The 24,895-nt window shown below is 70.5% G+C and carries 15 protein-coding genes, 1 tRNA gene and 2 riboswitches; of the genes, 7 read left to right on the top strand and 9 right to left on the bottom strand.

Annotated elements, in window-relative coordinates; translation table 11 throughout:
- Positions 1-52: 52 nt before the first annotated feature.
- Positions 53-6,166, top strand: coding sequence for an RHS repeat-associated core domain-containing protein (locus tag BN1701_RS13615; protein ID WP_054048882.1), 6,114 nt, complete (start codon positions 53-55; stop codon positions 6,164-6,166).
- Here the strand turns inward: BN1701_RS13615 and BN1701_RS13610 are convergent.
- The gene (locus tag BN1701_RS13610) at positions 6,108-9,128 is read right to left on the bottom strand and encodes a BTAD domain-containing putative transcriptional regulator (protein WP_054048880.1); all 3,021 of its coding nucleotides are present in this window, start codon (positions 9,126-9,128) and stop codon (positions 6,108-6,110) included. The genes BN1701_RS13615 and BN1701_RS13610 overlap by 59 nt on opposite strands.
- A gap of 299 nt (positions 9,129-9,427) precedes the next feature.
- On the opposite strand from BN1701_RS13610, the gene BN1701_RS13605 reads away from it, so the two are divergent.
- Positions 9,428-9,796, top strand: a complete 369-nt coding sequence (locus BN1701_RS13605) for an STAS domain-containing protein (protein ID WP_054048878.1) — start codon at positions 9,428-9,430, stop codon at positions 9,794-9,796.
- A 141-nt stretch (positions 9,797-9,937) separates the two neighbouring features.
- On the opposite strand, the gene BN1701_RS37280 is transcribed toward BN1701_RS13605, so the two are convergent.
- A complete protein-coding gene (locus BN1701_RS37280) occupies positions 9,938-11,101 on the bottom strand; it encodes an ankyrin repeat domain-containing protein (RefSeq protein ID WP_231949593.1) in 1,164 nt (387 codons plus the stop codon).
- Complete coding sequence (locus tag BN1701_RS13595) at positions 11,098-12,045, bottom strand: SMP-30/gluconolactonase/LRE family protein (RefSeq protein ID WP_054048876.1); 948 nt, start codon at positions 12,043-12,045, stop codon at positions 11,098-11,100. Before BN1701_RS13595 ends, BN1701_RS37280 begins: the two co-directional genes overlap by 4 nt.
- A 134-nt stretch (positions 12,046-12,179) precedes the next feature.
- On the opposite strand from BN1701_RS13595, the gene BN1701_RS13590 reads away from it, so the two are divergent.
- The 5 genes from BN1701_RS13590 (at position 12,180) to BN1701_RS13570 (ending at position 15,672) form a co-directional block, all read left to right on the top strand.
- On the top strand, positions 12,180-13,373 hold the full coding sequence (locus tag BN1701_RS13590) for a sensor histidine kinase (RefSeq protein WP_067520709.1): 1,194 nt from the start codon (positions 12,180-12,182) through the stop codon (positions 13,371-13,373).
- On the top strand, positions 13,370-14,002 hold the full coding sequence (locus BN1701_RS13585; protein WP_054048874.1) for a response regulator transcription factor: 633 nt from the start codon (positions 13,370-13,372) through the stop codon (positions 14,000-14,002). The genes BN1701_RS13590 and BN1701_RS13585 overlap by 4 nt, the downstream gene beginning before the upstream one ends.
- Before the next feature lie 51 nt (positions 14,003-14,053).
- Positions 14,054-14,605, top strand: a complete 552-nt coding sequence (locus BN1701_RS13580) for a 3'-5' exonuclease (protein ID WP_054048872.1) — start codon at positions 14,054-14,056, stop codon at positions 14,603-14,605.
- Positions 14,606-14,653: 48 nt separating this feature from the next.
- On the top strand, positions 14,654-15,121 hold the full coding sequence (locus BN1701_RS13575; RefSeq protein WP_054048870.1) for a hypothetical protein: 468 nt from the start codon (positions 14,654-14,656) through the stop codon (positions 15,119-15,121).
- A 477-nt stretch (positions 15,122-15,598) separates the two neighbouring features.
- Positions 15,599-15,672: transfer RNA gene (locus tag BN1701_RS13570), tRNA-Arg, on the top strand.
- 167 nt (positions 15,673-15,839) lie between these two features.
- Here the strand turns inward: BN1701_RS13570 and BN1701_RS13565 are convergent.
- The 6 genes from BN1701_RS13565 to BN1701_RS13540 all read right to left on the bottom strand — a co-directional run bounded on the left by BN1701_RS13565 (position 15,840) and on the right by BN1701_RS13540 (position 24,465).
- Positions 15,840-16,868 carry a ribonucleotide-diphosphate reductase subunit beta gene (locus tag BN1701_RS13565; RefSeq protein ID WP_231949592.1) on the bottom strand — a complete coding sequence of 343 codons (1,029 nt, stop codon included), beginning with the start codon at positions 16,866-16,868 and terminating at the stop codon, positions 15,840-15,842.
- Positions 16,865-19,162: a ribonucleoside-diphosphate reductase subunit alpha gene (locus tag BN1701_RS13560; protein WP_082860335.1), complete on the bottom strand. Its 2,298-nt coding sequence runs from the start codon at positions 19,160-19,162 to the stop codon at positions 16,865-16,867. Before BN1701_RS13560 ends, BN1701_RS13565 begins: the two co-directional genes overlap by 4 nt.
- Positions 19,163-19,343: 181 nt before the next feature.
- A riboswitch (cobalamin riboswitch) is annotated at positions 19,344-19,556 on the bottom strand.
- Positions 19,557-19,584: 28 nt separating this feature from the next.
- Positions 19,585-21,135 carry an ABC transporter ATP-binding protein gene (locus tag BN1701_RS13555; protein WP_067520706.1) on the bottom strand — a complete coding sequence of 517 codons (1,551 nt, stop codon included), beginning with the start codon at positions 21,133-21,135 and terminating at the stop codon, positions 19,585-19,587.
- Entirely contained in the window at positions 21,132-21,926 is a 795-nt protein-coding gene (locus BN1701_RS13550) for an ABC transporter permease (RefSeq protein WP_067520704.1), read from the bottom strand. Before BN1701_RS13550 ends, BN1701_RS13555 begins: the two co-directional genes overlap by 4 nt.
- Entirely contained in the window at positions 21,923-22,900 is a 978-nt protein-coding gene (locus BN1701_RS13545; RefSeq protein WP_054048862.1) for an ABC transporter permease, read from the bottom strand. Before BN1701_RS13545 ends, BN1701_RS13550 begins: the two co-directional genes overlap by 4 nt.
- A complete protein-coding gene (locus BN1701_RS13540) occupies positions 22,897-24,465 on the bottom strand; it encodes an ABC transporter substrate-binding protein (RefSeq protein WP_054048861.1) in 1,569 nt (522 codons plus the stop codon). Before BN1701_RS13540 ends, BN1701_RS13545 begins: the two co-directional genes overlap by 4 nt.
- A gap of 192 nt (positions 24,466-24,657) precedes the next feature.
- Positions 24,658-24,847, bottom strand: a riboswitch (cobalamin riboswitch).
- Between the last annotated feature and the right edge of the window lie 48 nt (positions 24,848-24,895).

Below are 24,895 nucleotides of genomic sequence, written 5' to 3'. Positions count from 1 at the left end.
CCGGCGACACCGGCCGGGGGAGTCCCCTCTCGTTGTCGAGGAGGGTTCACCCATGTCCATCCGTTCCAAGAGACGATTCCTGACGGCGGTGCTGGGCGCCGTCGCGGTGTCCGCCACGCTGCTCACGCCCCCGGTCGCGGCGGCGGCGCCGTTCAAGCCGCCGCCGTTGCAGCGGCTCACCCCGGTTGATGTTCGCGACGTCGGCCAGGCGTCGCGAGCGGAGAAGTCCGAGCCCGTGACGCCGCCCGCCGCCGCGCTGCCCGCGCCGGGGGTCACCGAGGTCGACCCGACGGCCAAGGCCGCCCGCGGCGGCCCGGTGTCGGTGGCCGCGCGCGACAGCCGCCGGGTCCGGGTCGAGGTGCTCGACCAGGCGGCCGCGGCGAAGGCGGGTAGGCCAGGGGTGCTCATGCGCCTCGGCCGGGCCGACAAGCGCACGCAGAGCCGCGCCGCCGCCGAGGCCGACCCGGTGGCGGTGTCGCTGGACTACACCGCGTTCGCCGGGGCGTACGGCGGCGGCTGGGGACAGCGGCTGCGACTGCTGCGGCTGCCGGAATGCGCGTTGACCACACCGCAGAGCGCCCAGTGTCAGCCGGTGGAACTGGCTGCACGCAACGACTCCCACAACCGGACCCTGAGCGCGGAGGTCGATCTCAGCGCTAACGCTCTGCTGGCCGCGACCGCCGGTCCCAGTGGCTCCGCGGGCACCTACAAGGCCAGTGACCTGGCGCCGTCGGCGACCTGGCAGTCCGGCGGGTCCACTGGCGGGTTCACCTGGGCCTATCCGATGGCCACCCCGCCGACCCCGGGCGGCCTGGCACCGCCGGTTTCCCTGGCGTACTCGTCGTCCTCTGTGGACGGCAAGACGGTGAGCACCAACAGCCAGGCGTCGCCGGTGGGGGAGGGGTTCGCCTACTCACCCGGCTACATCGAGCGCCGCTACAAGGCGTGCGCCGACGACATGGGCGCGGGCGCCAACAACACCGCCGCGACCGGCGACCAGTGTTGGGAGACCGACAACGCGACCATGTCGCTCAACGGGTCCGGCGCCGAGCTGATCAAGGACGCGAACGGCCGCTGGCACGGCCGCACCGACGATGGCTCGCGGATCGAGCGGCTCACCGGGGCGGCCAACGGCGACAACGACGGCGAGCACTGGAAGGTCACCACGACCGACGGCACGCAGTACTTCTTCGGCCGCGACCAGCTCCCCGGCCACACCGCGGGCAAGCCGCTGACCAACTCGGCGTGGACGCTTCCCGTGGCGGGCAACGACTCCGGCGAGCCATGCAGGCAGACCACCTTCGCCGCGTCGTTCTGCGCGCAGGTGTGGCGGTGGAACCTCGACCACGTCATCGACCGCTCCGGCAACGTGATCGTCTACTACTACCAGAAGGACACCAACCGCTACGCCCGCAACCTCGACGGCACCAACGCCGTGGACTACGTGCGCGGCGGCGCGGTCGACCGGATCGAATACGGCCTGCGCGCGGGCTCGGAGTACACCGTCGCGGCGCCCGCCCGGGTCCGGTTCACCACCGCGGAGCGCTGCTTCGTCGCGGGCGGCTGCGACCCGGCGGTGCAGGCCAACCACAAGAACTGGCTCGACACGCCGATGGACCAGCTCTGCACCGGCTCCACCTGCCCCGGCCGGGTGTCGCCGACGTTCTTCACCAGCAAGAGGCTGGCGTCGGTCGCCACCCAGATCCGGTCCGGCACGGGCTACGTCGACGTGGACAGCTGGACCCTCGCGCACAGCTTCAAGGACCCGAAGGACACCACGAGTCAGGTCCTGTGGCTCGACTCGATCACCCGCACCGGCCACGTCGGCGGCACTGTGACAATGCCCCCAGTGCGCTTCGAGGGCGCCGCGATGAACAACCGCGCCGACGGCCTCGAAGGCACGCCGTCGATGAACCGGTTCCGGCTGACCAACATCCACACCGAGACCGGCGGCGAGATCGGCGTCGCCTACTCCGAGCGCGACTGCGTGCCCGGCACCAGGATGCCCGCAGGCGAGGACAACAACACGCTGCGCTGTATGCCGGTCCGCTGGCAGCCAGACGGCTTCGCCGCGCCGACGCTGGACTGGTTCCACACCTACGTGGTGACCTCGGTGTCGGAGTTCGACCGCACCGGCGGAGCGCCCCGCGTGATCACCAGCTACGAGTACCAGGGCACCCCCGCCTGGCACGGCGATGACGACGACGGCCTGGTCGCGGCCAAGAACAAGACCTGGGCCCAGTACCGCGGCTACGGCGCGGTCAAGACCACCAAGGGCGACGTCGGGCAGCAGCCGATGATCACGCTGACCCGGTACTTCCGGGGCATGCACGGCGACAAGCTCAAGGCAGGCGGCACCCGCAGTGTCCAGGTCGACGGCATCAACGACGACGACGCCTTCGCGGGCGCGGTCCGCGAGTCGATCGCCTTCGACGGCGCGAACGAGGTCAGCGGCACGGTCAACGACCCGTGGCAGTCATCCCCGACGGCGTCCCGCACGATCAACGGCACCACCGTGCACGCCAGGTTCACCGGCACGGCCAAGCAGGTCACCAGGACCAAGCTCGACGGCGGCCGCCCGGACCGGGTCACCACGGTCACCAACCGGCATGACACCTACGGCATGATCGACCAGGTCAACGACCTCGGTGTGGCCGCCTCCGGCGACGAGAAGTGCACGACCAGCACGTTCGCCCGCAATACCGATGACTGGCTGGTGAGCTCGGCGATCACCACCGAGGCATACGCGCTGTCCTGTGGGACCGCGCCGACCAGCCAGGACGCCGTGATCTCCCTGGTGCGCAACCACTACGACAACACCGGGCACGGCACCGCGCCGACAAAGGGGCGCCTGACCAAGGCCGAGAAGATCGCGACCTGGTCGGCCACCGGCGCGCACACGTTCGCACCGACCGCGAGCACCGAGTTCGACGACTACGGCCGGATCATCACGAGCACGGACGCGGCCGGTGTGGTGGTCGCCCGGAACACCTTCAACCACAACGCGGCAGGTCTGTTGTCGGCTACGACGACCAAGAACGCGCTTTCGCACATCACGTCGTCCACTGTGGACCCGGCGCGGGCCTCGGTGCTGTCCGAGACCGATGCCAACGGCCACCGCACCGATCTCGCGTACGATCCGCTCGGCAGGCTCTCCGGAGTCTGGCGGCCGGGTAGGGTCAAGGGCACCGACACGCCGAACCACGCGTTCGAGTACTCGATGACCGCCACCACTCCCACGGTGATCACCACCAAGTCGATCAACCAGGCAGGTGTGCAGGTCGCGTCCTACGAACTGCTCGACGCGCTCCTGCGGCCGAGGCAGACCCAGGGTCCCTCACCGTTGGGCGGGCGAATCCTGTCCGACACGTTCTACGACTCGGCGGGCCGGTCGATCCTCGGCTACGACAAGTACTACGCGACCGGCAACCCCGGCGGCACCCTGGTGACCGCGGTGAATCCGGCGCAGATCGAACGGCAGACCGCCACTCGGTACGACGGCGCGGGCCGGGTCGTGGCGAGCGTGTTCCAGCCGAAGAACACCGAGAAGTGGCGCACCAGCAGGACCTATGGTGGCGACCGGGTCTCGGTGACCCCGCCGCAGGGCGGGACGGCGACCACGACGATCACCGACGCCGACGGCAAGACCGTCGAACTGCGCCAACACCACAGCACCGGCTACGACAGCACGACCTACGTCCACGACCGGCGCGGTGACCTTCGCGCGGTGGTCGACCCGCTGGGCAACCGGTGGGAGTACGAACTGGACCTGCGCGGGCGGGTGGTCAAGACGAAGGACCCGGACCAGGGCACCTCGACGACCGAATACGACGACCTGGACCGGCGGATCGGCCACACCGACGCGCGCGGGACCAAGCTGGTCACCACCTACGACGACCTCAGCCGCAAGACGGGTCTGTACGAGGGTTCCAAGACGGGCGTCAAGCGCGCGTCGTGGACCTGGGACACCGCGCCGAACGGCAAGGGCCTGGCCGCCTCGGCCACCCGTCACGTCGGCACGGCCGCATACAGGACGACCATCGCCGGGTACACCCCGATCGGGAACTCGCTCGGTAGCACCGTCGACATCCCGTCGACAGAAGGGAATCTGGGCGGCCTGTACGAGTTCGGGGCGACCTATCACCTGGACGGCAGTGTGCAGAGCCAGTCTGTTCCCGAACTGGCGGGCGCATGGTCGGAGACGCTCAGTTACACCTATAACGTGCTTGGCGGCCCGGTCACGATGACGAGCGACTTGCCGGACACCCCGAGCTATGTCACCGACACGACGTACAACGAGTACGGCGATCTGTTGCAGGCCAAGCTGTCCTCGGGCAACGGAACCGTGTACCGGGCGTTCACCTACGAGACCGACACCGGCCGGACGGCGACGGCGACGACGCTGCGCGACCGGGTCAGCCCGAACACGGTGAACAGCACGTCCTACGGCTACGACAACGCGGGCAACCTGCTGCGCGTCGCCGACACGGCCACCGGCGACACCCAGTGCTTCGAGCAGGACTACCTGCGCCGGACGACGCACGCGTGGACGCCGGGCAACGGGAACTGCGCGACGACGAATCGGACGGTGGCCGCGCTCGGTGGCCCGGCTCCGTACTGGCACTCGTGGACGTTCGACGCGATCGGCAACCGCAAGACCGAGACCAGGCACGCCGCGGCGGGCGACACCGTCGCGACCCTGGACTACGCGGGCACCCGCCCGCACGCGGTCACCAAGATGACCACGACCGCGCCAGGTGCCCCGGCGAAGACCGACACGTACGACTACGACGCGATCGGCAACACCAAGACCCGCAACCTGCAGACCATCGAATGGGACGCGGAGGGCCGTGCGGCGAAGGTCAAGGAAGGAACGAAGGAGAGCACCTACCTCTACGACGCCGACGGCAACCGGTTGATCGCCAGGGACAGCACCGGCACCACTCTGTACCTGCCCAACGGTGTCGAGCTGAAGGTCGACAAGAACGGTGGCAACCTCGCCTGCACCAGGTACTACACGTTCGGCAAGCTGCCTGTCGCGATGCGGTCGGGTGGCACGCTGAGCTGGCTCATCACCGATCACCACGACACCGCGAGCACCGTGATCGCGGACGGCACGCAGACGATCAAGGCGCGGTACTCCCTGCCCTATGGCGGATCCCGGGGCGCCGCGCCGTCGAATTGGCCGGGCACGAAGGGCTTCGTCGGCGGGACGAACGACGACACCGGGTTGACGCACCTCGGCGCCAGGGAGTTCGACCAGGCGATCGGCAAGTTCCTCTCCGTGGACCCGGTGATCGACAACGGTGATCCGCAGCAACTCAATGGGTACGCGTACGGCAACAACAACCCTGGCACCTACACCGACCCGGACGGACTGTGGTCGTTCAAGGGGTTCATGAAGGGGGTATACAAGAACGCGGGGACGATATCGGCGATCGCCGGAGTGGCGGCGCTCGGATTTGGCTGGGTCCCGTTCGTGGGGCAGGCGCTCATCGTCACCTCGTTGGTGTTCGGTTTGATCGATACCTACAAGTCGTGCAGTGAGGGGCAGAAGCTGGACTGCGCGATGGGTTTCGCCGGGTTCGTCCCAGGTGTCCGAGGCGCCTACAAGGGCTACAAGGGGGCGAAAGCCGCGCGTGCCGCCATCAAGCAGGCCGACGACGATGTGGTGGACGCCGCGGCCAAGAACAAGGCAGCGCAGGCCAGACATGCAGACCCGTCGACGGGCAACAACGCGAGGAAGCAGGCGAACAAGGCGAGCACAGAGCTTGCCGACCGTCAGGCCAAGGCCGCGCAGGTCAAGGCCGAGCGTTACGACCAGCGCTGGGGACTCCAAGTCGAGGACACCACCCGTGGAGCGGCGGCCTGGGATGCCGGTGACAAGGTACTGACCGCTGAGAACGCCGGATTCGAATACTACAAGCACAACTTCATGAACCACGAAGCTGACCGGCACAACCTCTATCTCGGCCAGAAGGTGCCGCCCGGGTCGAAGAACTTCAAGTGGCTCTTCAACCCGCCGAAGCCCGCGACACCCGCCAAGCCCGCGCCGCAGCCGGGTGATCCGACCTTCATGGGGCCGGTGGCGAACCGGCCGTCCGGGATCACTCCGTCGATGGTGGAGCAGAAGATGAGCTACATGGAGAAGAAGTACGGGATGTGAGTTCCACCGGCAGCCGGGCCAGCACCTCGTGGACCGCCGCGAGGCCTGCCCGGCTGCCGGTCTCGCCGTGCGCGCGCAACGCGTGGGCGGCGTGGTGGGCGGCCTCTTCGAGGTCGCCCACGGCCAAGTCGACCTCGGCGAGCGCGGTGGAGGAATCGCCTTGCAGCAAGCGGTATCGGTACTTGTCCGCGATGCCTTTGGCCTCGGCGACCCGGTCACGCGCCCCGGCCGGGTCACCGCGACCCAGGTCGACGCGGGCCAGGTAGAGCTGCGCGTCGGCAACGCCGTAGGTGAAGTCGGCTTCGCGGGCCTTGGACAAGGCCGTTTCGAGGTCGGCCGCGGCCTGGTCGAGGTGGTTGAGCAACAGGTGCACGCTGCCGGAGAGGACCAGGGCGCGGACGTGGAACTCGGCGCTGCCGGTGTCGCGGGCGATGGCCGCCGCGGCGGCGGCGCAGGAGGCGGCCTGGTCGACGCGGCCCTCGTCGCGGTGCACGAGGCCGGTCTTCACCAGGGTGTCGACCTGGCCGTCGGCGTTGCCCACCTGGCCGTGCAGCCGCAGCGCCTCGGCCAGGAGGTCGAGCGGGTCGGCGGAGGTGCCGAGCGCGTGTTCGGCGTACCCCAGGTTGCTCAGCGTCGTGGCGCGCTGGGCGGGCGCGGTCTCGCCCGGCAGGAGCGCGACGGCGTGGGCCAGGTGTTCGCGGGCCGCCCTGAGTTCACCGCGCCACAGGTACACCAGGCCGAGGTTGTTGTGCAGGGTCCCGACGCCGTCGGACCACCCGGACGCCTGCGCCAGCTCCAGTGCCGCGTCGAACTCCGTGATCGCGCGGTCGGTGTCGTTGACCCCGAGGCAGGCGTGGCCGAGGCTGAGCCGAGCCGACGCCTGCGCCTGGGTATCGCCAGCCTTGGCGGCGGCGGTCAGCGCGTGCCCGGCCGCCTCGAACCAGTCGACCGGGTAGCGGCGCAGGTAGAAATAGCCGCGCAGGGTGTCGGCGAGCAGCCAGGCCACCGATGTGGGGCCGTGCTCGGCACAGTGGCGGATCACCGCGACCAGGTTGGCCCGCTCGGCTTCGAGCCAGTCCAACCCGGCGGGGGAGGGCGGCCCAGGGGGAGCGGGCAGCCGCAGCGCGCCGGGGTAGAGCCGCTGGGCCGCCGCCCGCGCGGTGGTCAGATACCACTCCCGGACCCGGTGTCCGGCCGCCGCCAGCGCCTGCCCGTTGTGATCAGTTTCGGCGCGGCGGTGGGCGAAGAGCCGAACCAGGTCGTGGAAGGTGTACCGGCCCGGCGCGGACCGCTCGATCAAGTGAACGTCGGCCAGCCGGTTCAGCAGCCTGCGCGCGTCGGTCGGCGCCACGCCGGCGAGCGCGGCGGCGAGGTCGGCGGAGAAATCGGTCACCGGCAGCGCGCCGAGCAGGCGGAACAGGCTCCGCAGGTCCTCCGGGAGTCCCTGGTACGACAAGGCGAACGTGGCCGACACCGATGAGGTGTCGTCGCCGTCGATCTCCAGCTCGCTGAGCCGGTCGCCCGCCCGCAGGTGCTCGGCGTAGTCCGCGACGCCGAGGTCGGGCTGGTCGGCCAGCGTGGCCGCGGCGATGCGCAGCGCCAGCGGCAGCCCGCCACACAGCTCGACCAGTTCGCCGACCGCCGCGGCCTCCGCCGCCGCACGGTCGGCCCCGATGATTGTCGCGACGAGTTCGGCGGCCTCGTCGCGCGGCAGCACGTCCAGGTCGAGTCTGCGCGCGCCGTCGCGGGCCACCAGCCCGGCCAGCCGGTCGCGGCTGGTCACCAGCGCGAGACAGGCGGGGCTGCCCGGCAGCAGCGGCCGGACCTGCTCGGCGTTCGCCGCGTTGTCCAGCACCACCAGCATCCTGCGGTCGGCGAGCAGGCTGCGGTAGAGCGCGGCGGCCTCCTCGGCGTCCATCGGAACCTGGTCGGGAGCGACGCCGAGCGCGCGCAGGAAGCGGGCCAGCACGTCGATCGGGCGCGACGGGGGCGTCAGCGCGTAGCCGTTGAGGTTGGCGTAGAGCTGCCCGTCGGCGAAGCGCTCGCGCTCCCGCAGCGCCCACCGCACCGCCAGCGTCGTCTTGCCCACGCCGCCCGCTCCGGTCAGCACGCACACCTGATCGGCGACAAGGGTGTCGAGGTGCTCGATCTGCGCGCGCCTGCCGGTGAACCCGCGCGCGGGCGCGGGAAGCTGCGCGGGCACCGGCGCGGCCGGGGCGGCGGGGGACAGCGCTGGGTCCTGGGTGCGGATGGCCTGTTCGAGATCGGTGAACGAGCGCCCAGGGTCCAGCCCGAGCTGCTCGGCAAGCCGCGCCCGCAGTTCGCGGGCCTCCCGCAGCGCGTCGGCCTGGCGCCCGCACCGCCACAACGCGAGCATCAGCTGCTCGACCAGCCGCTCGGTCACCGGGTTGGCCGCGACCAGTTCGGTCAGCTCGGGCACCACGTCGGCGTGCCTGCGCAGGGCGAGGTCGAGATCGATCGCTTTCTCGTGGGCGGCTATCCGCCGCTCCCACAGCGCCGCCCTGGCCGCCTCGACGTATGGCGCGTCCACCCCGTCGAGCACCGGCCCCCGCCACAAGGCCAGCGCCGCCCGCCAGGCCGCGCCCGCTTGGGCGGCGTCGCCGATGGTCTTCGCCTCGGCGACGGCGGCGTCGAACTGGGCCAGGTCCAACTCGTCGTCGGCGACCGAACAGAGGTACCCGCCCGCCACCGTGCTGATCCGCTCCCGGTCACCGGCGTCGGCCAGCGACCGCCGCAGGGTCGAGACCATCGCGTGCACCTGGGTGCGGGCCGTGCCCGGCGGCCGTCCGCCCCACATGGCCTCGATCAGCGCGCCGGTGGTGACCGGCCGGTTCGCGTGCAGGAGCAGGAACCCCAGTAGAGCCCGGTGGCGCGGCCGATCGATGATGACGGCGGCGCCGTCGCCCACCACCCGCAGAGCGCCGAGGACCCCGAACCACACTGCCCCCGACCCCTTCCCGACCCGCCGCTGTGCGCCGCCAGTGTGGCACCACGATTCTTCGAGCGTGCGGAATCCGCCCGCTATGTCGAGACTGGGTTCCGGTACCGACCGGTGGCGGCGCGTTCGATGGCGGCGAGGTGCTCCTGGGCGGCCCGAGCGGCGCAGGGCGGTGCGCAGCCGCGACACCACCTCACCTTCATGTACCTTAATTCCGGTATGCCACGTTACGGGACTTTGGGCGCGCGGACCCACGGATCGCGCGGAAGGCGGCGACGCACTTCTGGTGGGCGAGGGAGACGATGAGCGTGGTGTCCGAACCGGACGCGTCGCGGCATGATGGCGCGGGTTTGACGGTCACCGGCAGTGACCTGCCGAATGGCGTGACGGTGCTCCACGCCGCGGGTGAGGTGGACCTGGCCACCGCCGCCATCCTGGTCACCGGCATCGATGACGCGCTGGACAAGAAGCCGACGAAGCTGATCGTCGATCTCACTGGAGTCGGCTTCTTCGGCTCGGTCGGGATCGGCGCGCTGATCGAGGCGAACCGACGCGCCCACCGCCCCCTGCGGGTGGTGGTCACCCCCGCCATCCGCAGGATCATCGACATCGTCGGCCTCGATGACGTGATCGCACTCTACGACCGCCTCGAAGACGCGCGCGAGTCCTAAGTGTACTGGCCTTCGGCCACGGCAGGCACTGTCGGCGAGCCTGGGAGCTGGGCGGCAAGAACCTCGGCAAGTCGTAACCCCTGACCGCGTCCACCGCCTATCTGTCTACAGAGGACGGTACGCGCCGATGGCTCTCCCGACTCAGCTCGCGAGGATCCGCGCGATCTCGACGTAGCCCTTCGTCTGGGCGTGCCGCAGCGCGGTCACGCCGTCGCCGTCGGGGATGGACCGGTCGGCGCCCGCGGCCAGCAGGATCCGGACGATCTCCTGGTGGGCGGGGCCGCCGTCGCCGAGGACCACCGCTTCCAGCAGCGCCGTCCAGCCGAGTCGGTTGACGTGGTTGACGTCGATGCCCGTGCCGACCACCCGGCGCACGTAGTCGACGTGGCCGCGTTCGCTCGCCGGGATCACCGAGAGCCCGCCGAAGCGGTTCTCGACGGTGAGGTCGGGATGGGCGGGCAGCAGCGCTTCCAGCATCGCAACGCTGCCCGTCACCCCGGTCACGAGCCAGGGCGTGTCGTGCTGGTCGTCCGGGGCGTCCGGGTCGGCGCCCATGGCCACCAGGACCCGCGCGACGTCGACGTGGTCGTGGGTCGCGGCGAGGAGCAGGGCGGTCCGGCGGCGCTCGTCGCGGGTCTCGATGCCCGCTCCCGCGCGCACTGCCGCCGCCACCCCGTCGGCGTCGCCGTCGCGGGCGGCCCGCAGCAGCGCCGCGTCCGCGTCGGCCGGGAGGGTGTTCATCCGGGTCAGCACCCTCTCCAGGCGTTCGTGTCCCCGCTCCTGCGCCATCCGCAACGGCGTGAGCCCCTCGCCGCCGGACTGGTCGTCCAGTCGGACCCCGCCAGCGGCGAGCACCCGCAGCGTCGTCTCGTAGTCGGCGGTGTCAGCGCCGAGCCACACCGCCTCGTGGACCGCCTGGTAGCCGATCCGGTTGACGTGGTCGCGGTCGATGCCCGCCCGGAGCAACTCGCCGACCACCAGCGCGTGCCCGCGTTCGGCGGCGCGGATCAGGCCGGTGCCGTTCCAGCTGTCCTTGTCGTCCACCTTCGCCCCGTGCCGCAGGGTGAGTCGGAGCAGCTCCAGATAGCCCTCGCTGGTGGCGATCAAGTACGCCGACTGGCGGGTCTCGTCCTGCGCGTTCACGTCGGCGCCCTGGGCGATCAGGCGCTCGGCCTCGGGCACGTCGTCGCGCCAGGCCGCCTGCCGCAGCCGCTCATCGAGCTCTTGCTGTCCCGCTGGGGACGGCCCGCACCCGGCCATCCCCAGGCAGAGGGCCAGCACCAGCGCGAGCCCGCGCGTCCTCATCGCACCACGGGGTTGGTGATGACCTCGTACGGCGGCGTCGCGGTGGGCTCGTCGAACTTGCTGTCGACGTAGAGCACCTGGCCGCGCAGCGCCTTCGCGGTGGTCAGCACCCGGTTCGGGTCGGTGGCCTGCTGGCTCACCAGGGTCGCGGAGCGGCCGTCGGCGGACAGCCGCAGGGTCGCCAGCATCCGGGAGAAGTTCCGCACCACGGTCAGGGTCCCACCCTGCCGGACCAGCCCGTCGGCGTTGACCAGGTCGGCGCCGCCGGTCGCGACCTCGCTCACCGCGCCGGTGCGCGCGTCGAAGCGCCACAGCCGTCCCGTGTTGCCCTGGGCCACGACGAATGCTTTGTGGTCGGCACTGAGCACGATGCCGCCCAGGTTGAAGCCCGGCCGCCGCTCGATGACACCGGACGCGTCGGCCCACAGGTCCGCGCTCCAGCCCGCGCCGTCGTCGGCCACGCGGTAGATCCTCGGGTCGTTGGAGTTGGTGAAGTACGCCGCGCCGTCGCTGCCGATCGCGACGTCGTTGAGGAACACGTCCGCGCCCGGCGCGCGCACGGCGGCCAGGAGCGCGCCGTCGGCGGCGTACACCCACAGGTCCGGGCGGCCGGTGCCGATGCCGTTCGGGCCACCCGCGACGTACACCCGGCCCGCGGCGTCGACGGTGATCCCGCGCGCGGTGAAGCGGCCGTCGGTGCCGTCGCCCGTCAGCCACTCCGCGGTCAGCGCGGACCCCGATGCGCCGCGGTGGATCTCGCCGCCGGTCACCTCACTGACGTAGAACAGCCCGCGCCGCTCGTCGGCGCCGATGCCCTCGAACTTGGAGCCGCCCGCGTCGCCGGTCAGCTGGTAGCTGTCGGGTCGGGCGTCGGCGGCGGCGGGGACGGCGCCCGCCCCCGTCAGCAGGAGCAGGGTGGTGGCGATCAGGGCCGGACGCTTCATCGGAGGTCTCCTCGGCTTGGGATGTTCCTCCAGCCTGCTCCTCCGCGCGCGGAGGCACGTCGGGCATGCGGCCACTGCCGGATAGCCGATCGGATGATGCCGAAGGCCGCCGGAGTCCTTACGCTGGCCGGATCATGGCTGTTCAGACCGCCCGCGGCGTCCGCGGGATCCTCGCCCCCGCCGCCCGACTGGACCGCTGGCTGCAGGTGGTGCTGGTCGTGCTGGTGGCGACCTGCGCGGTGCGGTACGTCGACCGGCACGGCGTGGGTGCCACCGGCGTGTTCGTCCTGCTCGGCGCCGCGGTGCTGGCACTCACGTACGCGACCCGCACACTGCTGCCCGGCCGCTCCTGGTGGCCGACCGCCTGGGTGGCGGGGATGGTGCTGATCTGGGCCGCGCTGACCGTGGTCGCGCCGTCGTTCGCCTGGTCCGCGGTGCCCGTCGCGTTCGCGGTGCTGCGGGTGCTCCCGTTCGGGTGGGCGACCGCTACCACCGTCCTGATGACGCTGGTCGTGGCCGGTTCTTGGTGGCGAATCGTGGCGGCGCCGGACCCGACCCTGGTGGCCGGGCCGGTCGGGATCGCGTTGGTGACCGTGATCGCCTACCGCACGCTGGAGCGCGAGTCCCTGGCCAGGCAGCGTCTCCTGGACGACCTCACCGAGGCCCAGGCGGAACTCGCCGAGGAGCAGCACCGCTCCGGCGCGCTCGCCGAGCGCACCCGGCTGTCTCGGGAGATCCACGACTCCGTCGGCCAAGGGCTGTCCAGCATCAACCTGCTGCTCCAGGCCGCCGAACAGGCCTGGGACAGGCAGCCATCGACGGCCCGCGAGCATGTCCACACCGCGGCCGCGACCGCGCGGGACGGCCTCGACGAGGTCCGCCGCGTCGTGCGGGACCTGGCCCCGGCCGACCTGGCGGGCGACAGTTCCGGGACGGCGCTGCCCGCCGCCTTGCGTGCCGCCGCCCAGGCCGCTCCGGGCCTCGACGTCGAGGTGCGCGTCCACGGTGTGCCGGTGCCCCTGCGACCCGAGGTCGCCGCCGCGCTGGTGCGCACCACCCGCGGCGCGCTCGCCAATGTCCGCGAACACGCCGACGCGACCCGCGTGGCGGTCACCCTGACTTACCACGACGACGAGGTCCTCCTCGACATCCGCGACGACGGTCGCGGCTTCCCACCTGGGCAAACGCAGTCGGGACCACTGCGCGGCCGCGGCCTGCGCGGCATCCGCGACCGGGCCGAACAACTCGGCGGGCGTGCCGACGTGGAGAGCACGGTGGGCGAAGGGACCACGGTGTCGGTGCGGTTCCCCCTGGAGGCACCCCGATGACGATCCGGATCGTGCTCGTCGACGACCATCCCGTCGTCCGGGCGGGCCTGCGCGCGCTCATCGACGGCCAAGACGACCTGACAGTGGTGGGCGAGGCCGACGGCCTGACCGCGGCGGTCGCGATCGTGCGCGCGGCGCGGCCCGATGTGGTGCTGATGGACCTCAGCCTCGGGACGGCCTCGGCCGGGGGCGCCGAGATCACCGCGCGCCTGCGGGACCTGCCCGAGCCGCCGGAAGTGCTGGTGCTGACCACTTACGACACTGAGTCCGACATCCTCCGCGCCCTCGACGCGGGCGCCCGCGGCTACCTGCTCAAGGACGCCCCGCCCGCCGACCTGTTCGCGGGCATCCGAGCCACGGCCCGCGGGGAGACGGTGTTGGCGCCCGCCGTCGCGGCCACCCTGGTCCGCCGAGCCGCCCAGCCGGGCCCGACCATCACCGAGCGCGAGGTCGAGGTCCTCGAACTCCTCTCGCGAGGCTTGGGAAACAAGGAAATGGCGCGCGAACTGTTCGTGTCGGAGGCCACCGTGAAGTCCCACCTCTCCCACATCTACACCAAACTCGGCGTCGACACCCGAGCGGGCGCCGTCGCCGCCGCCATAGACCGCCGCATCATCCGCGCGAAGTGAGTTCCCTTGTGGCGGTGAAATGTGTCGTGCCTGCCGCGTAGCCGCGACCGCGTGAACATCGAAGGTTTGGTGAACGTCGTCGATGTCGAGGCGACCTGTTGGGACACAACACCCCCCGAAGGCCAGGTCAGCGAGATCATCGAGATCGGCCTCACCCTCGTGGACATCGACTCCCGCACCCGAGTCGGCAGGCACCGCGTTCTCGTGCGGCCCGAGCTCTCGACGGTGAGCCCGTTCTGTACTGAACTCACCGGGCTCACCCAGGCCGAAGTGGACACTGGGGTGAGCTTCGCCGAGGCGTGCGAGCAACTCGTCGCCAACCACAGAACTCGGGAACGAGCGTGGTTCAGCTGGGGCGACTACGATCGCAAGCAGTTCCTTCGCCAGTGCGACCAGTCCGGGGTGCCGTACCCGTTCCACCAGAACCACATCAACGCGAAAGCGGTGTTCGCCACCGCGCACGGGCTGCGGCGTCCGGTCGGCATGGATCGCGCGCTCAAGGTCGTCGGGCTTCCGCTGGAGGGCCGACACCATCGCGGCGAGGACGACGCGTGGAACATCGCCGCGCTGGTGCTTCACCTCGCCGACCGCGGTGCCGTTTAGGGATAGACTTCTTTCGGCACAATGACTTTCGATCGCGGCGGAGGCGGCATGTCCACGACAGGGCGCACGGCGGCACTGCGTAAGCTCGACGTTCTCATCGGCCGATGGGACATGGAGCCCGTTGTCGAGGGCCGCTCGATCGGGGTTGGCTGGACGACGTTCGAATGGGCCGACGACGGCGCGTTCGTGCGGCAGACCGCCGACGCCGAAACGCCTCCCGAAGATCCCGTGTGGCGCGCGAACTCGCCGCTGCCCACCCTGTCGATCATCGGACTGGACGACTCCGACGACGCCTTCACCGTGCTGTACGCCGACGCCCGTGACGTCTTCCGCGTGTACAAGATGACCCTCGCCGACAACGTCTGGCGGCAGTGGCGGGCCGCGCCGAGCTTCCACCAGCGGTTCACCGGCACGATCAGCGCGGACGGCACCACGATCACCGCCATGTGGGAGTTCTCCGAGGACGGTGAGTCCTGGCGGAAGGACTTCGACCTGCTCTTCCGCCGCACCGCCTGAGACGTGCGCCGCGGGACGCGGCAGCTTCAACTCGACGCCGGGTTTACCTTCGACTTCGCGAGGTGGGAGGACGCCGTCGCCGATCTCGTATCCGCTGACAATAAATGATTGACCAGCGCGGGAATCGCGGGCATGATGATTACCAACACCGATGAAGGAGACAGCAATGGCGGGCATCGTGCAGCGGGGAACCGGGCGTCGCAATGACGCAGCGGTCGCTGGCGCCTGCACATTCCGCCGGTGTCTCACGGTGTCCGAGCAGTGTTGTGCGCGACTTCTGCTGTTGGGCGCGCCGGGTTCCCCGCCATGACAATGACTTCGTCATGACAGGGAGCCGCCCATCGGGAAACCGATCAGGGCGGCTCTCTTTATTTCGCGTATTCGCAACGAATACGTTCCCGCGTGGCGCACGTGTTCTTTTGGCAACTCCAAAGCGGAACAGAAATTCTCAACGCGAGGGAACGGATTCCCTTGCGATGCCCTGTAGCTCAGTCGGACAGAGTGCCCCGCTACGAACGGGGAGGTCCCAGGTTCGAGTCCTGGTAGGGCAGCGCCGGATGGGTGGACCGGGAGCCACCCGGCGAAAGCCGGGTTCTGGCCTACGTCACGACGGTCGTGGGGCGGTCTGCAACACCGCTGTCACCGGGTTCGACTCCCGGGTAGGTCTCGGTGAAGGTGAGGCCGTGTGCCGGGGGTCCCGACACACGGCACCACCCAGCTAGAACTCCTCGTCGAACGCGACCGTGCCGCTCACCGCGACCTGGTATGCCGACACCCGGCGCTCGAAGAAGTTCGACAGCTCTTGCACGTCCTGCAGTTCCATGAACCCGAACGGATTCGCCGATCCGTAGATGGGCGCGAGCCCGAGCACCGACAAGCGGCGGTCGGCGACATGCTCCAAATAGGACCGCATGTCCGCGGGCGACATCCCGGCCACCCCCTGCCCGAGCAGATCCTCGGCGAACCTCGTCTCCGCGTCGACCGCCTCGCGCAGCATCTGTCGTACCTGCTCGTGCAACTCGTCGTCGAAGAGGTCGGGCTCCTGCTGGCGCACGGTGTCCACGACGTCGAACGCGAACGCCATGTGCATAGATTCGTCGCGGAACACCCAGTTCGTGCCCGATGCCAGGCCGTTGAGCAGGCCCCGCGAACGCAGGAAGTACACGTAAGCGAAGGCGCCGTAGAAGAACAGGCCCTCGATGCACGCGGCGAAGCAGATCAGGTTGAGCAGGAAGGCCCGCCGGTCGGCGCGGGTCTCCAGCCGGTCGAGGTGCCCGATCGAGTCGATCCAGCGGAAGCAGAACTCCGCTTTGTCCCGGATGGACGGGATGTTGTCGACCGCGGCGAACGCCTCGACCCGCTCGTTCTCGTCGGGCAGGTAGGTGTCGAGCAGCGTCAGATAGAACTGGACGTGCACGGCTTCCTCGAACAGCTGCCGCGACAGGTAGAGCCGCGCCTCGGGGGCGTTGACGTGCTGGTAGAGGTTGAGCACGAGGTTGTTGGCCACGATGGTGTCGCCGGTGGCGAAGAACGCCACGAGCCGGTTGACCAGGTGCCGTTCGGCGGCCGACAGCTTCGCCAGGTCGGCGAGGTCGGAGTGGAGGTCGACCTCCTCGACCGTCCAGGTGTTCTTGATCGCGTCCCGGAACCGCTCATAGAACTGCGGATAGCGCATCGGTCGCAGCGTGAGGTCCATGCCAGGGTCCAGCAGCGCGGTCCTGCGGGCGGTGGCGTCGAGCGTGGTCACTGGCAGGCCTCACAGGATTCTGGGTTCTCGAGTGAGCAGGCGAGGGCCTCGGCGGTGGGCACGGTGGCCTGCTGGATCCGCGTCGCCGGGCGGGAACGCAGGTAGTAGGTGGTCTTCAGCCCGGCCTTCCACGCGTACAGGTACATCGAGGAGAGCTTGCCGATGGTCGGCGCGGCGACGAACAGGTTGAGCGACTGGCTCTGGTCGACGTACGCGCCGCGCGCGGCGGCCAGGTCGATCAGCGCCTTCTGCGGCAGCTCCCACGCCGTGCGGAACAGCTCGCGGACGTCGGCGGGCAGCTCGGTGAGCCCTTGCGCCGAGCCGTCGTCGCGCTTGAGCCGGGACCGGATCTCCTCGGTCCACAGGCCGCGCGCCTTGAGCTCGCGGACCAGGTACGAGTTGATCTGCAGGAACTCACCCGACAGCGTCTCGCGCTTGAACGCGTTGGACACCTGCGGCTCGACGCACTCGAAGCAGCCCGCGATCGAGGCGATCGTCGCGGTCGGGGCGATGGCGATCAGCAGCGAGTTGCGCAGTCCGTGTTCGGCGATCCGCTCACGCACGGCCGCCCAGCGCTCCGTTTGGGTCGGCGTTACCGCCCACAGGTCTGGTTGCAGGTCGCCCCGCGCGGCCCGGGTCCGCGCGTACGCCGGGTGCGCGCCCGCCGAGGCCGCGAGCTCGGCCGAGGTCTCAAGCGCCGTCAGGTAGATCTCCTCGGCGATCCGGGTGGACAGCTCGCGGGCCCGATCAGAGTCGAACGCCAGGCGCAGCGTGAAGAACACGTCCTGCAGGCCCATGACGCCCAGCCCGACCGGGCGCCACTTCGGATTGCTGCGCGCCGCTTGCTCGGTCGGGTAGTAGTTGATGTCGATCACGCGGTCGAGGAATGTCACCGCGGTCCGCACCGTCGACCGCAGCCGCGCCCAGTCCATGTCGTCGCCATCGACGTGCGCGCCGAGGTTGACCGACCCGAGGTTGCACACGGCGGTCTCGGTGTCGCTGGTGACCTCCAGGATCTCCGTGCACAGATTCGACAGGTGCACCACGTTGCCGGGCTCGGCGGTCTGGTTGCAGGTGCGGTTGGCGGTGTCCTTGAACGTCATCCACCCGTTGCCGGTCTGCGCCAGGGTGCGGATCATCCGCCCGTACAGGTCGCGGGCCTTGACCGTGCGCACCGCGCGGCCCGCCTCCTCGGCGGCCCGGTAGGCGCGGTCGAACTCGTCGCCCCACAGGTCGGGCAGCTCCGGCACCTCGTCGGGGTCGAACAGCGACCAGTCGGCGTCGGCCTCGACCCGGCGCATGAACTCGTCCGGGATCCAGTTGGCCAGGTTGAGGTTGTGGGTGCGCCGGGCGTCCTCGCCGGTGTTGTCGCGCAGCTCCAGGAACTCCTCGATGTCGGGGTGCCAGGTCTCCAGGTAGACGCAGGCCGCGCCCTTGCGCCGCCCGCCCTGGTTGACCGCCGCGACCGACGCGTCCAGCGTGCGCAGCCACGGCACGATCCCGTTGGAATGCCCGTTGGTGCCGCGGATCAGCGCGCCCCGTGAGCGCACCCGCGACCACTGCACGCCGATGCCGCCCGCGAACTTCGACAGGTGCGCGATCTGGGCGTACCGCTCGTAGATCGACGACAACTCGTCCTTCGGCGAGTCGAGCAGGTAGCACGAGGACATCTGGGTGTGCCGGGTACCGGAGTTGAACAGCGTCGGCGAGCTGGGCAGGTAGGCCAGCGACGACATCAGCCGGTAGAAGGCGATGGCCTCGGCGGGCGTGTGCGACAGCCCGCACGCCACCCGCAACAGCCAGTACTGCGGCACCTCGATCACCGAGCGCGTCGACGGGTGCCGCAGCAGGTAGCGGTCGTAGACGGTGCGCAGCCCGAAGTACTCGAACCGCCGGTCGGCCGACTCGTCGATCGCGTCGTCGAGCTTGCGCGCGTGGGCGGCGACGAACGTGGCCGTCGCGTCCCCGATCAGGCCCTCGGAATGACCCAGTCGCACGCTCTGGCTGAACGACGCGACGCCCTGCCCGCGCACCTCCTTGTCGATGTAGGCCGACAGCAGGCCCGCGGCGAGCTTGGAGTACTCGGGTTCCTCGGCGACCAGTTCCGCCGCGGTCTGGATGGACAGCCGGTCCAACTCGGCGGTGGTCGCGCCGTCGTAGAGACCGCTGATCGTCCGCGTCGCGACCCGCAGCGGGTCGACGTCGGCAAGGTCGACGGCACACCGGCGCACCGCCCGGACGATCTTGGCCACATCCACGGGTTCCAGTGCGCCACTGCGCTTGCGCACCCGCATGGTGGTCCCCAGTGTGTCAATCCTCTGTGGACTGATTGGGGTCGACAGGTCAGAGACCGTCACAGCTCTCTCCTCGCGAGCTCGGTCGAACCGCCGGGCCACCTAGACACGCGAAGACCGAGCGGGCGCACGCGACCGCGTCGCCCTCGCGCCCTCCCTCGGGGCCCGGACGCCCGCACGCGGCGCGTGCGGGGCGGCTGGCAGGTCTTCGGACTCACGGGCGTGCCTGGTGGCGCCTACTGGCCGTCGCTTCCCGGACTAGTGATGTGTCCAGTGCTTCCTGACGGCTGTCGTTCCCGTTCACCGCTGCGGGGCAGTCCCGGACTCGCACCGGGTTCCCTCTTACGACGACCGCCCTGGATTGGACGGCCGAACCAGCTCTGATCGACACCATACATGGGGTGTGGAGCGTCGATTGGCAACTACATGTTGTGGGCGTGTCGGGTTGCTGGGGCGGCCGTGAGAAACCGCTCGGCCAGCGGGTGCGGGGTGTCGTCGCGCAGGATCTCGCCCGTCGGGCCCTGCGCGTGGATCCGCCCGCCGTCGAGCAGCGCGACCCGGTCGGCGATCGCGGCGACGACGCCGAGGTCGTGGGTGATGAACAGCAGCGCCAAGTCGAGGTCGCGCTGCAACTCGCTCAGCAGACCCAGGACGGACGCCTGCACCGAGACGTCGAGCGCGGAGGTGATCTCGTCGCACACCAGCACCGCGGGGTCCGCGGCCAGCGCACGGGCGATCGCCGCGCGCTGCTGTTCGCCACCGGAGAGCTGGGCCGGGTACCGGTCGGCCAGCTCTCGCGGCAGTCGGACGCTGTCGAGCAACGCGCCGACCCTGGATTCGCTGCCCGTGCCGAAGAACCGCAGCACGCGGGCGAGTTCGGCGCCCACGGTCCGGCGCGGATTGAGCGAGTCACCGGGGGACTGGACCACGATGGCGATACGTTTGCGCTGGTCGCGGGTGCGCCGGTGAGTCATGGTGACGCCGTCGATGGTCAGCGTGCCCGCGTCGGGGCGGTGCAGCCCCGCGACGCAGCGGCCGATGGTCGTCTTGCCGGACCCGGATGCCCCCACCAGGGCCAGGCACCGCCCGGCGGTGAGGTCGAGGTCGACGTCCTGGGCCGCGACCACCGACCCGTGGGACGCGGTCAGCCCCCGTACCCGCAGCACCGTCGGCGTCTCCGGCCGGGCCGCGACCCGGGCGCGCGGGTCGGGCGTCGCCGCGATCAGCTCGCGGGTGTACGGCTCGCGGGGACGGCCGATGACCTCGTCGGCCGGGCCCTGCTCGACGATCACGCCCGCCCGCATGACAACGACCCGATCGGCGACCTCGGCCGCCGCCGCGACGTCGTGGGTCACGTAGACCATCGCCGCCCCGGTCTGGGCGCGCAGCTGCCGCAGGTGGGTCAGGAACTCCCGCTGGGTGACCGCGTCGAGCCCGGTGGTCGGCTCGTCCAGGACGATCACCGCCGGGTCGAGCAGCAGCGCCTGCGCGATGACCACCCGCTGCCGCTGCCCGCCGGACAGCTGGTGGGGATACCGGCGCAGCAGCCGGGGATCGGCGGGCAGCCGCGCCCGGTCCAGTGCGGTCGCGATCGCGGTGTCGGCGTCCTGCCGCATGCCGTGGACGCGCAGGATCTCCGCGAGCTGCACGCCGACGCGGCGGGCCGGGTTGAGCGCCCGCAACGGATCCTGCGGCACGTAGCTGACCAAAGTGGACCGCAGCGAGCGGACGTCGGGCCTATCGAGCATCGACTCGCCCGCGATCACGACCTCGCCCGCGTCGATCGCCGTGCCCGCGTTGGCCCACCCGAGCAGCGCCAGCGCGGTGGTGGTCTTGCCGGAGCCGGACTCGCCGATGACGGCCAGCAGTTGTCCCGCCTCGACGGAAAACGAGACGGTGTCGACGATCGGCCTGCCCGAGTCGGTGACCACGCGCAGGCCCCGCACGTCCACGGCGGGAGTCGTGCCAGTCATGCCGGAATCTCCTTGCGGTCGCGGCGAAGCGCGGCGGCGATCTCGTCGCCGCCGAGGTTGACGGTGATGGTCAGCAGGGCGATCAGCAGGGCCGGGCCGAGCACGGCCCACGGCTGCAACGCCAGGCCCATGCGGTTCTCGGCGACCATCAGCGCCCAGTCGGCGGCGGGCGGCTGGAGCCCGAGGCCCAGGAAGTTGGCCCCGGCCACCATGGCGATCGTGCCGCTGACGCGCGATCCGACGTCGGACAGCATCGGCGCGGCGATGTTGGGCAGCACGTCGCGCGCGGCGACGCTCGCCTTGGACTCGCCGCGCGCGAGCGCCGCCTCCACATACCCACGCCCACCGACCTCCAGCGTCGCCGCGCGCACCACGCGGGCGATGCCGGGGATGTTGGCCAGCGCCGCGGCGAGTACCACCACCAGCCAGCCCCGGCCGGACGCGGCGGCCAGCACCGCCAGGACCAGGAACGGCGGGATCGCCAGCAGCACGTCCACCGGCCGCATCAGCACCGGGTCCGCGCGGGTGAGCCCGGCCGCCATCCCGATCACCACCCCGGTCAGGTACGCCAGCACCGTGGCCGCGACCGCCAGCAGGACCACGGTCCGGCCGCCGTGCAGCAGTCTGCTGAGCACATCGCTGCCCAGGTAGTCGGTGCCAAGCGGGTGGCCGCCGCCTGGCGGGGTGAACGGCAAGCCCACCGTCTCGGTCGCCGACCGCGGCGCCCACCACGGCCCGGTCAGTGCCAACGCCAGCAGCGTCACGGCCGCCGCCGCGGTCAACCGCCTCATCGCGTGGCCAGTTTCGGGACGAGGGCGACGACCGCGAGGTCGGCCAGCAGGTAGCCCACGACCGTGACCGTGGCGAACAGCAGCGTCACCGACTGCACGTAGGGCAGGTCGCGCTGGCCGATCGCGTGCACGAGGTCCTGCGAGATCCCCGGGTAGGCGAACACCGTCTCCACGACCACGATCCCGCCGATCAACCAGGTGATGCTGCCCGCCAGCAACGGCATCGCCGGGGCCAGAGCGTTGCGCAACGCGTGCCGGAGCACGATCCGCCGTTCCGGGATGCCGTGCAGCCGCGCCATCCTGACGTAGTCCGACGCCATCGCCTCGGCCAGCTGCGCCCGCACCATCCGGATCGTCTGCGGGGCCATCACCGCCACCAGCGTGATCACCGGCAGCACCAGGATGTCTGGTGTGGACAGTGGGCTGTCGCCGGGGCGGACCATCGAGGCCGCGGGCAGTATCGGCCACGTGTAGGCGAACAGCGAGATCAGCAGCGTGGCGGTGACGAACTCGGGCAGCGAGCCCACCGTCACCGACGTGGCGCTGACCACCCGGTCGCGTACCCGCCCAGCCTTCGCGCCCGCCCAAGCGCCGAGTCCGATCGCCAGCGGGACCACCACGGCCACGGCGACAGCGGCCAGCACCAGGGTATTCGGCAGCCGCGCGCCGACGATCTCGGTCACCGGCCGACCGGAGTACAGCGACCGACCGAGATCCCCTTGCAGCACACTGCCCATCCAGTCGACGTATCGGTCGACCAGCGGCCGGTCCAGGCCCAGTTGGGCGCGCAGGGCTGCCTTGTCGGCCGCGGAGCCGCCGCCCGAACCCGCGCCCTTGGCCAGGATGACGTCGACCGCGTCACCGGGCAGCAGCCGCATCGCCGCGAAGATCACCACCGAGGCCGCCCACACCACGCCGACGGCACCGAGCAGCCGCAACGCGACGTACCGGCGCATACCGTCCACAGTGGTCACATCCATACGTTCCGGTAGCCGCACCAGTCGTCGGTGGCCACGGTGGTCCCAGCGAAACCGCGCACGCGCGGGCTCACGCCGTCGAGCCACTTGGCGTAGGAGTGGATGATGTATCCGCCGTCGGACCACAGTTCCTGCTGCAGTTCGAGATAGCGCTGCCCGCGCTGCTCGGCGTCCAGGGTGCCGCGCGCCGTGGCGAACTTCCGGTCCCACTCGGGCCGCTTCCACGCGGTCTCGTTGGTGGGCGCGGTCGACACGATCGCCTGGCCGTAGAACCACTCCAGGGCGTAGCTGCCCCAGCTGGTCTGGGTGAACGGCTGCTTGAGCCACACGTCGGTCCAGTACGAGTCCGCCGCCGACTTCGACACGTCGATGGTGATCCCGGCCTTCTTCGCCTGCTCGGCGAACAGCAGCGCCGACTCGACGAAGCCGGGCGTGGCGTCGGAGGTGTGCAGGGTGACCGTCAGGTTCTCCTTGCCCGCTTCCCGCAGCAGCGCGCGGGCCTTCTCGGGGTCGTAGGCGCGCTGCGGGATCGAGTCGGCGTAGTTCGGCGCGCCCTTGCCGTACAGGTCGTTGCCGACCTCGCCGTATCCGAAGTAGACGGAGTCCACGATGGCCTTTCGGTCCACTGCCAGCCGCAGTGCCTCCCGGACGCGGGGATCGGTGAACGGCTCCCGATCGATGAGCATGTTGAACGCCTGGAACGTGCCCACCGGTGACTGGTGGATCGTCAGTGCCGGATTCCCCTGCTGTGTCTTCCCTTGCACATGGGACAGCTCGTGCACGATGTCGGCCGCGCCGGACAGGAACACGTTGAGCCGTGCGTCGGCGCTCGCGGCGAGGATGATCTCGACGCTGTCGACATACGGTTTGCCGTCCTCCCAATAGGAGTCGTTGCGCAGCAGCGTGGTCCGCTCGCCCGGCGCCCAGTCGCCGAACCGGAACGGCCCGGTGCCGACCGGCGGATGCTGCTTGTCGAACGTGTTCGTCCCGTTCTGGACCACGTAGACGTACCAGCCCGCCAACAGCGCGCCGAGATCGGCCATCGGCTGCGTCATCCGGAGCTCGACGGTGGTGTCGTCGACCTTCCGCGAGCCTGCGAGATCGATCATGGACAGGTCCGCGGCGGCGGGCAGCTTGTTGGCCGGGTCCAGGATCCGCTTGACGCTCCACAGCACGTCGTCGGCGGTCAGCGGCTTGCCGTCGTGCCAGCGCACGCCCTTGCGGAGTCGGACCGTCCAGACCGTCCCGTCGGCGTTGGGTTCGAGCGACTCGGCCAGTCGTGGCCGCAGCGTCAGGTCGTGGTTGTAGGCCACCAGCTTGTCGAACACGTTCTTCGCCACCGCGCCACCACCCCACGATCCTGCCAGGTGCGGGTCGAGTACGTCGTCGGTGGTGCTGGCCCCGGAAACCACCACCCGCAGATTCCCGCCCCGCCGGGGCGTCTCGCTCGCGTTGCCGGTGGCGTTGCCCGGCCCGCACGCGGGAGCGCCGAGGAGGACCGCGCCCGCGAACGCTCCTTTGAGGATGGTCCGGCGGGAGGGCAGGGTCGATCGATCGAACATGGGTGAACTCCTTGAGCGCACAGGAAAGAGCCATGCGCCCGCGTCGGCGCATGGAGGAACCGCGGATCGCTCAGACCCGCTGGGATGTCAGTGAACGGCGGTCAGCGCCGGGAAAGGTTCCTGTACGAAAGGAGAATGACTGGGTGAACGACAGTCCGCACGGCAACTGCCTCTCTCGGGGAGAACCGCCCCGGATGGTGAGGTAGCGATGGTCGAGTCTCCTGACTCGTCGGATCAACGCTTCTCCCCGGCCTTCCCACCCCTGGTGGGGCAGTGGCCAGTCGCGGGAGTCGCTCACCGATCACAGTGGCGGTACCGTGCCGGATTCACACCGGCTTCCTCGTCGCCATCGCCTGGTCGCGCCATCATGGCAGAACACCCGCGCCTTGACCAGACAGCTGGTTGTCGGTTCGATCACCGTCAGACTGTG

Origin of the sequence: Alloactinosynnema sp. L-07 (assembly GCF_900070365.1) — a bacterium.
GTDB lineage: Bacteria > Actinomycetota > Actinomycetes > Mycobacteriales > Pseudonocardiaceae > Actinokineospora.
This window is presented reverse-complemented; position numbering and strand designations above follow the sequence as displayed.

Excerpts from the sequence above, each read along its gene's own strand:
- BN1701_RS13540 (WP_054048861.1), bottom strand. The coding sequence starts at position 24,465 with ATGTTCGATCGATCGACCCTGCCCTCCCGCCGGACCATCCTCAAAGGA.
- BN1701_RS13575 (WP_054048870.1), top strand. The coding sequence starts at position 14,654 with ATGTCCACGACAGGGCGCACGGCGGCACTGCGTAAGCTCGACGTTCTC.
- BN1701_RS13585 (WP_054048874.1), top strand. The coding sequence starts at position 13,370 with ATGACGATCCGGATCGTGCTCGTCGACGACCATCCCGTCGTCCGGGCG.
- BN1701_RS13595 (WP_054048876.1), bottom strand. The coding sequence starts at position 12,045 with ATGAAGCGTCCGGCCCTGATCGCCACCACCCTGCTCCTGCTGACGGGG.
- BN1701_RS13550 (WP_067520704.1), bottom strand. The coding sequence starts at position 21,926 with ATGAGGCGGTTGACCGCGGCGGCGGCCGTGACGCTGCTGGCGTTGGCA.
- BN1701_RS13560 (WP_082860335.1), bottom strand. The coding sequence starts at position 19,162 with ATGCGGGTGCGCAAGCGCAGTGGCGCACTGGAACCCGTGGATGTGGCC.
- BN1701_RS37280 (WP_231949593.1), bottom strand. The coding sequence starts at position 11,101 with ATGAGGACGCGCGGGCTCGCGCTGGTGCTGGCCCTCTGCCTGGGGATG.
- BN1701_RS13615 (WP_054048882.1), top strand. The coding sequence starts at position 53 with ATGTCCATCCGTTCCAAGAGACGATTCCTGACGGCGGTGCTGGGCGCC.
- BN1701_RS13590 (WP_067520709.1), top strand. The coding sequence starts at position 12,180 with ATGGCTGTTCAGACCGCCCGCGGCGTCCGCGGGATCCTCGCCCCCGCC.
- BN1701_RS13555 (WP_067520706.1), bottom strand. The coding sequence starts at position 21,135 with ATGACTGGCACGACTCCCGCCGTGGACGTGCGGGGCCTGCGCGTGGTC.
- BN1701_RS13605 (WP_054048878.1), top strand. The coding sequence starts at position 9,428 with ATGAGCGTGGTGTCCGAACCGGACGCGTCGCGGCATGATGGCGCGGGT.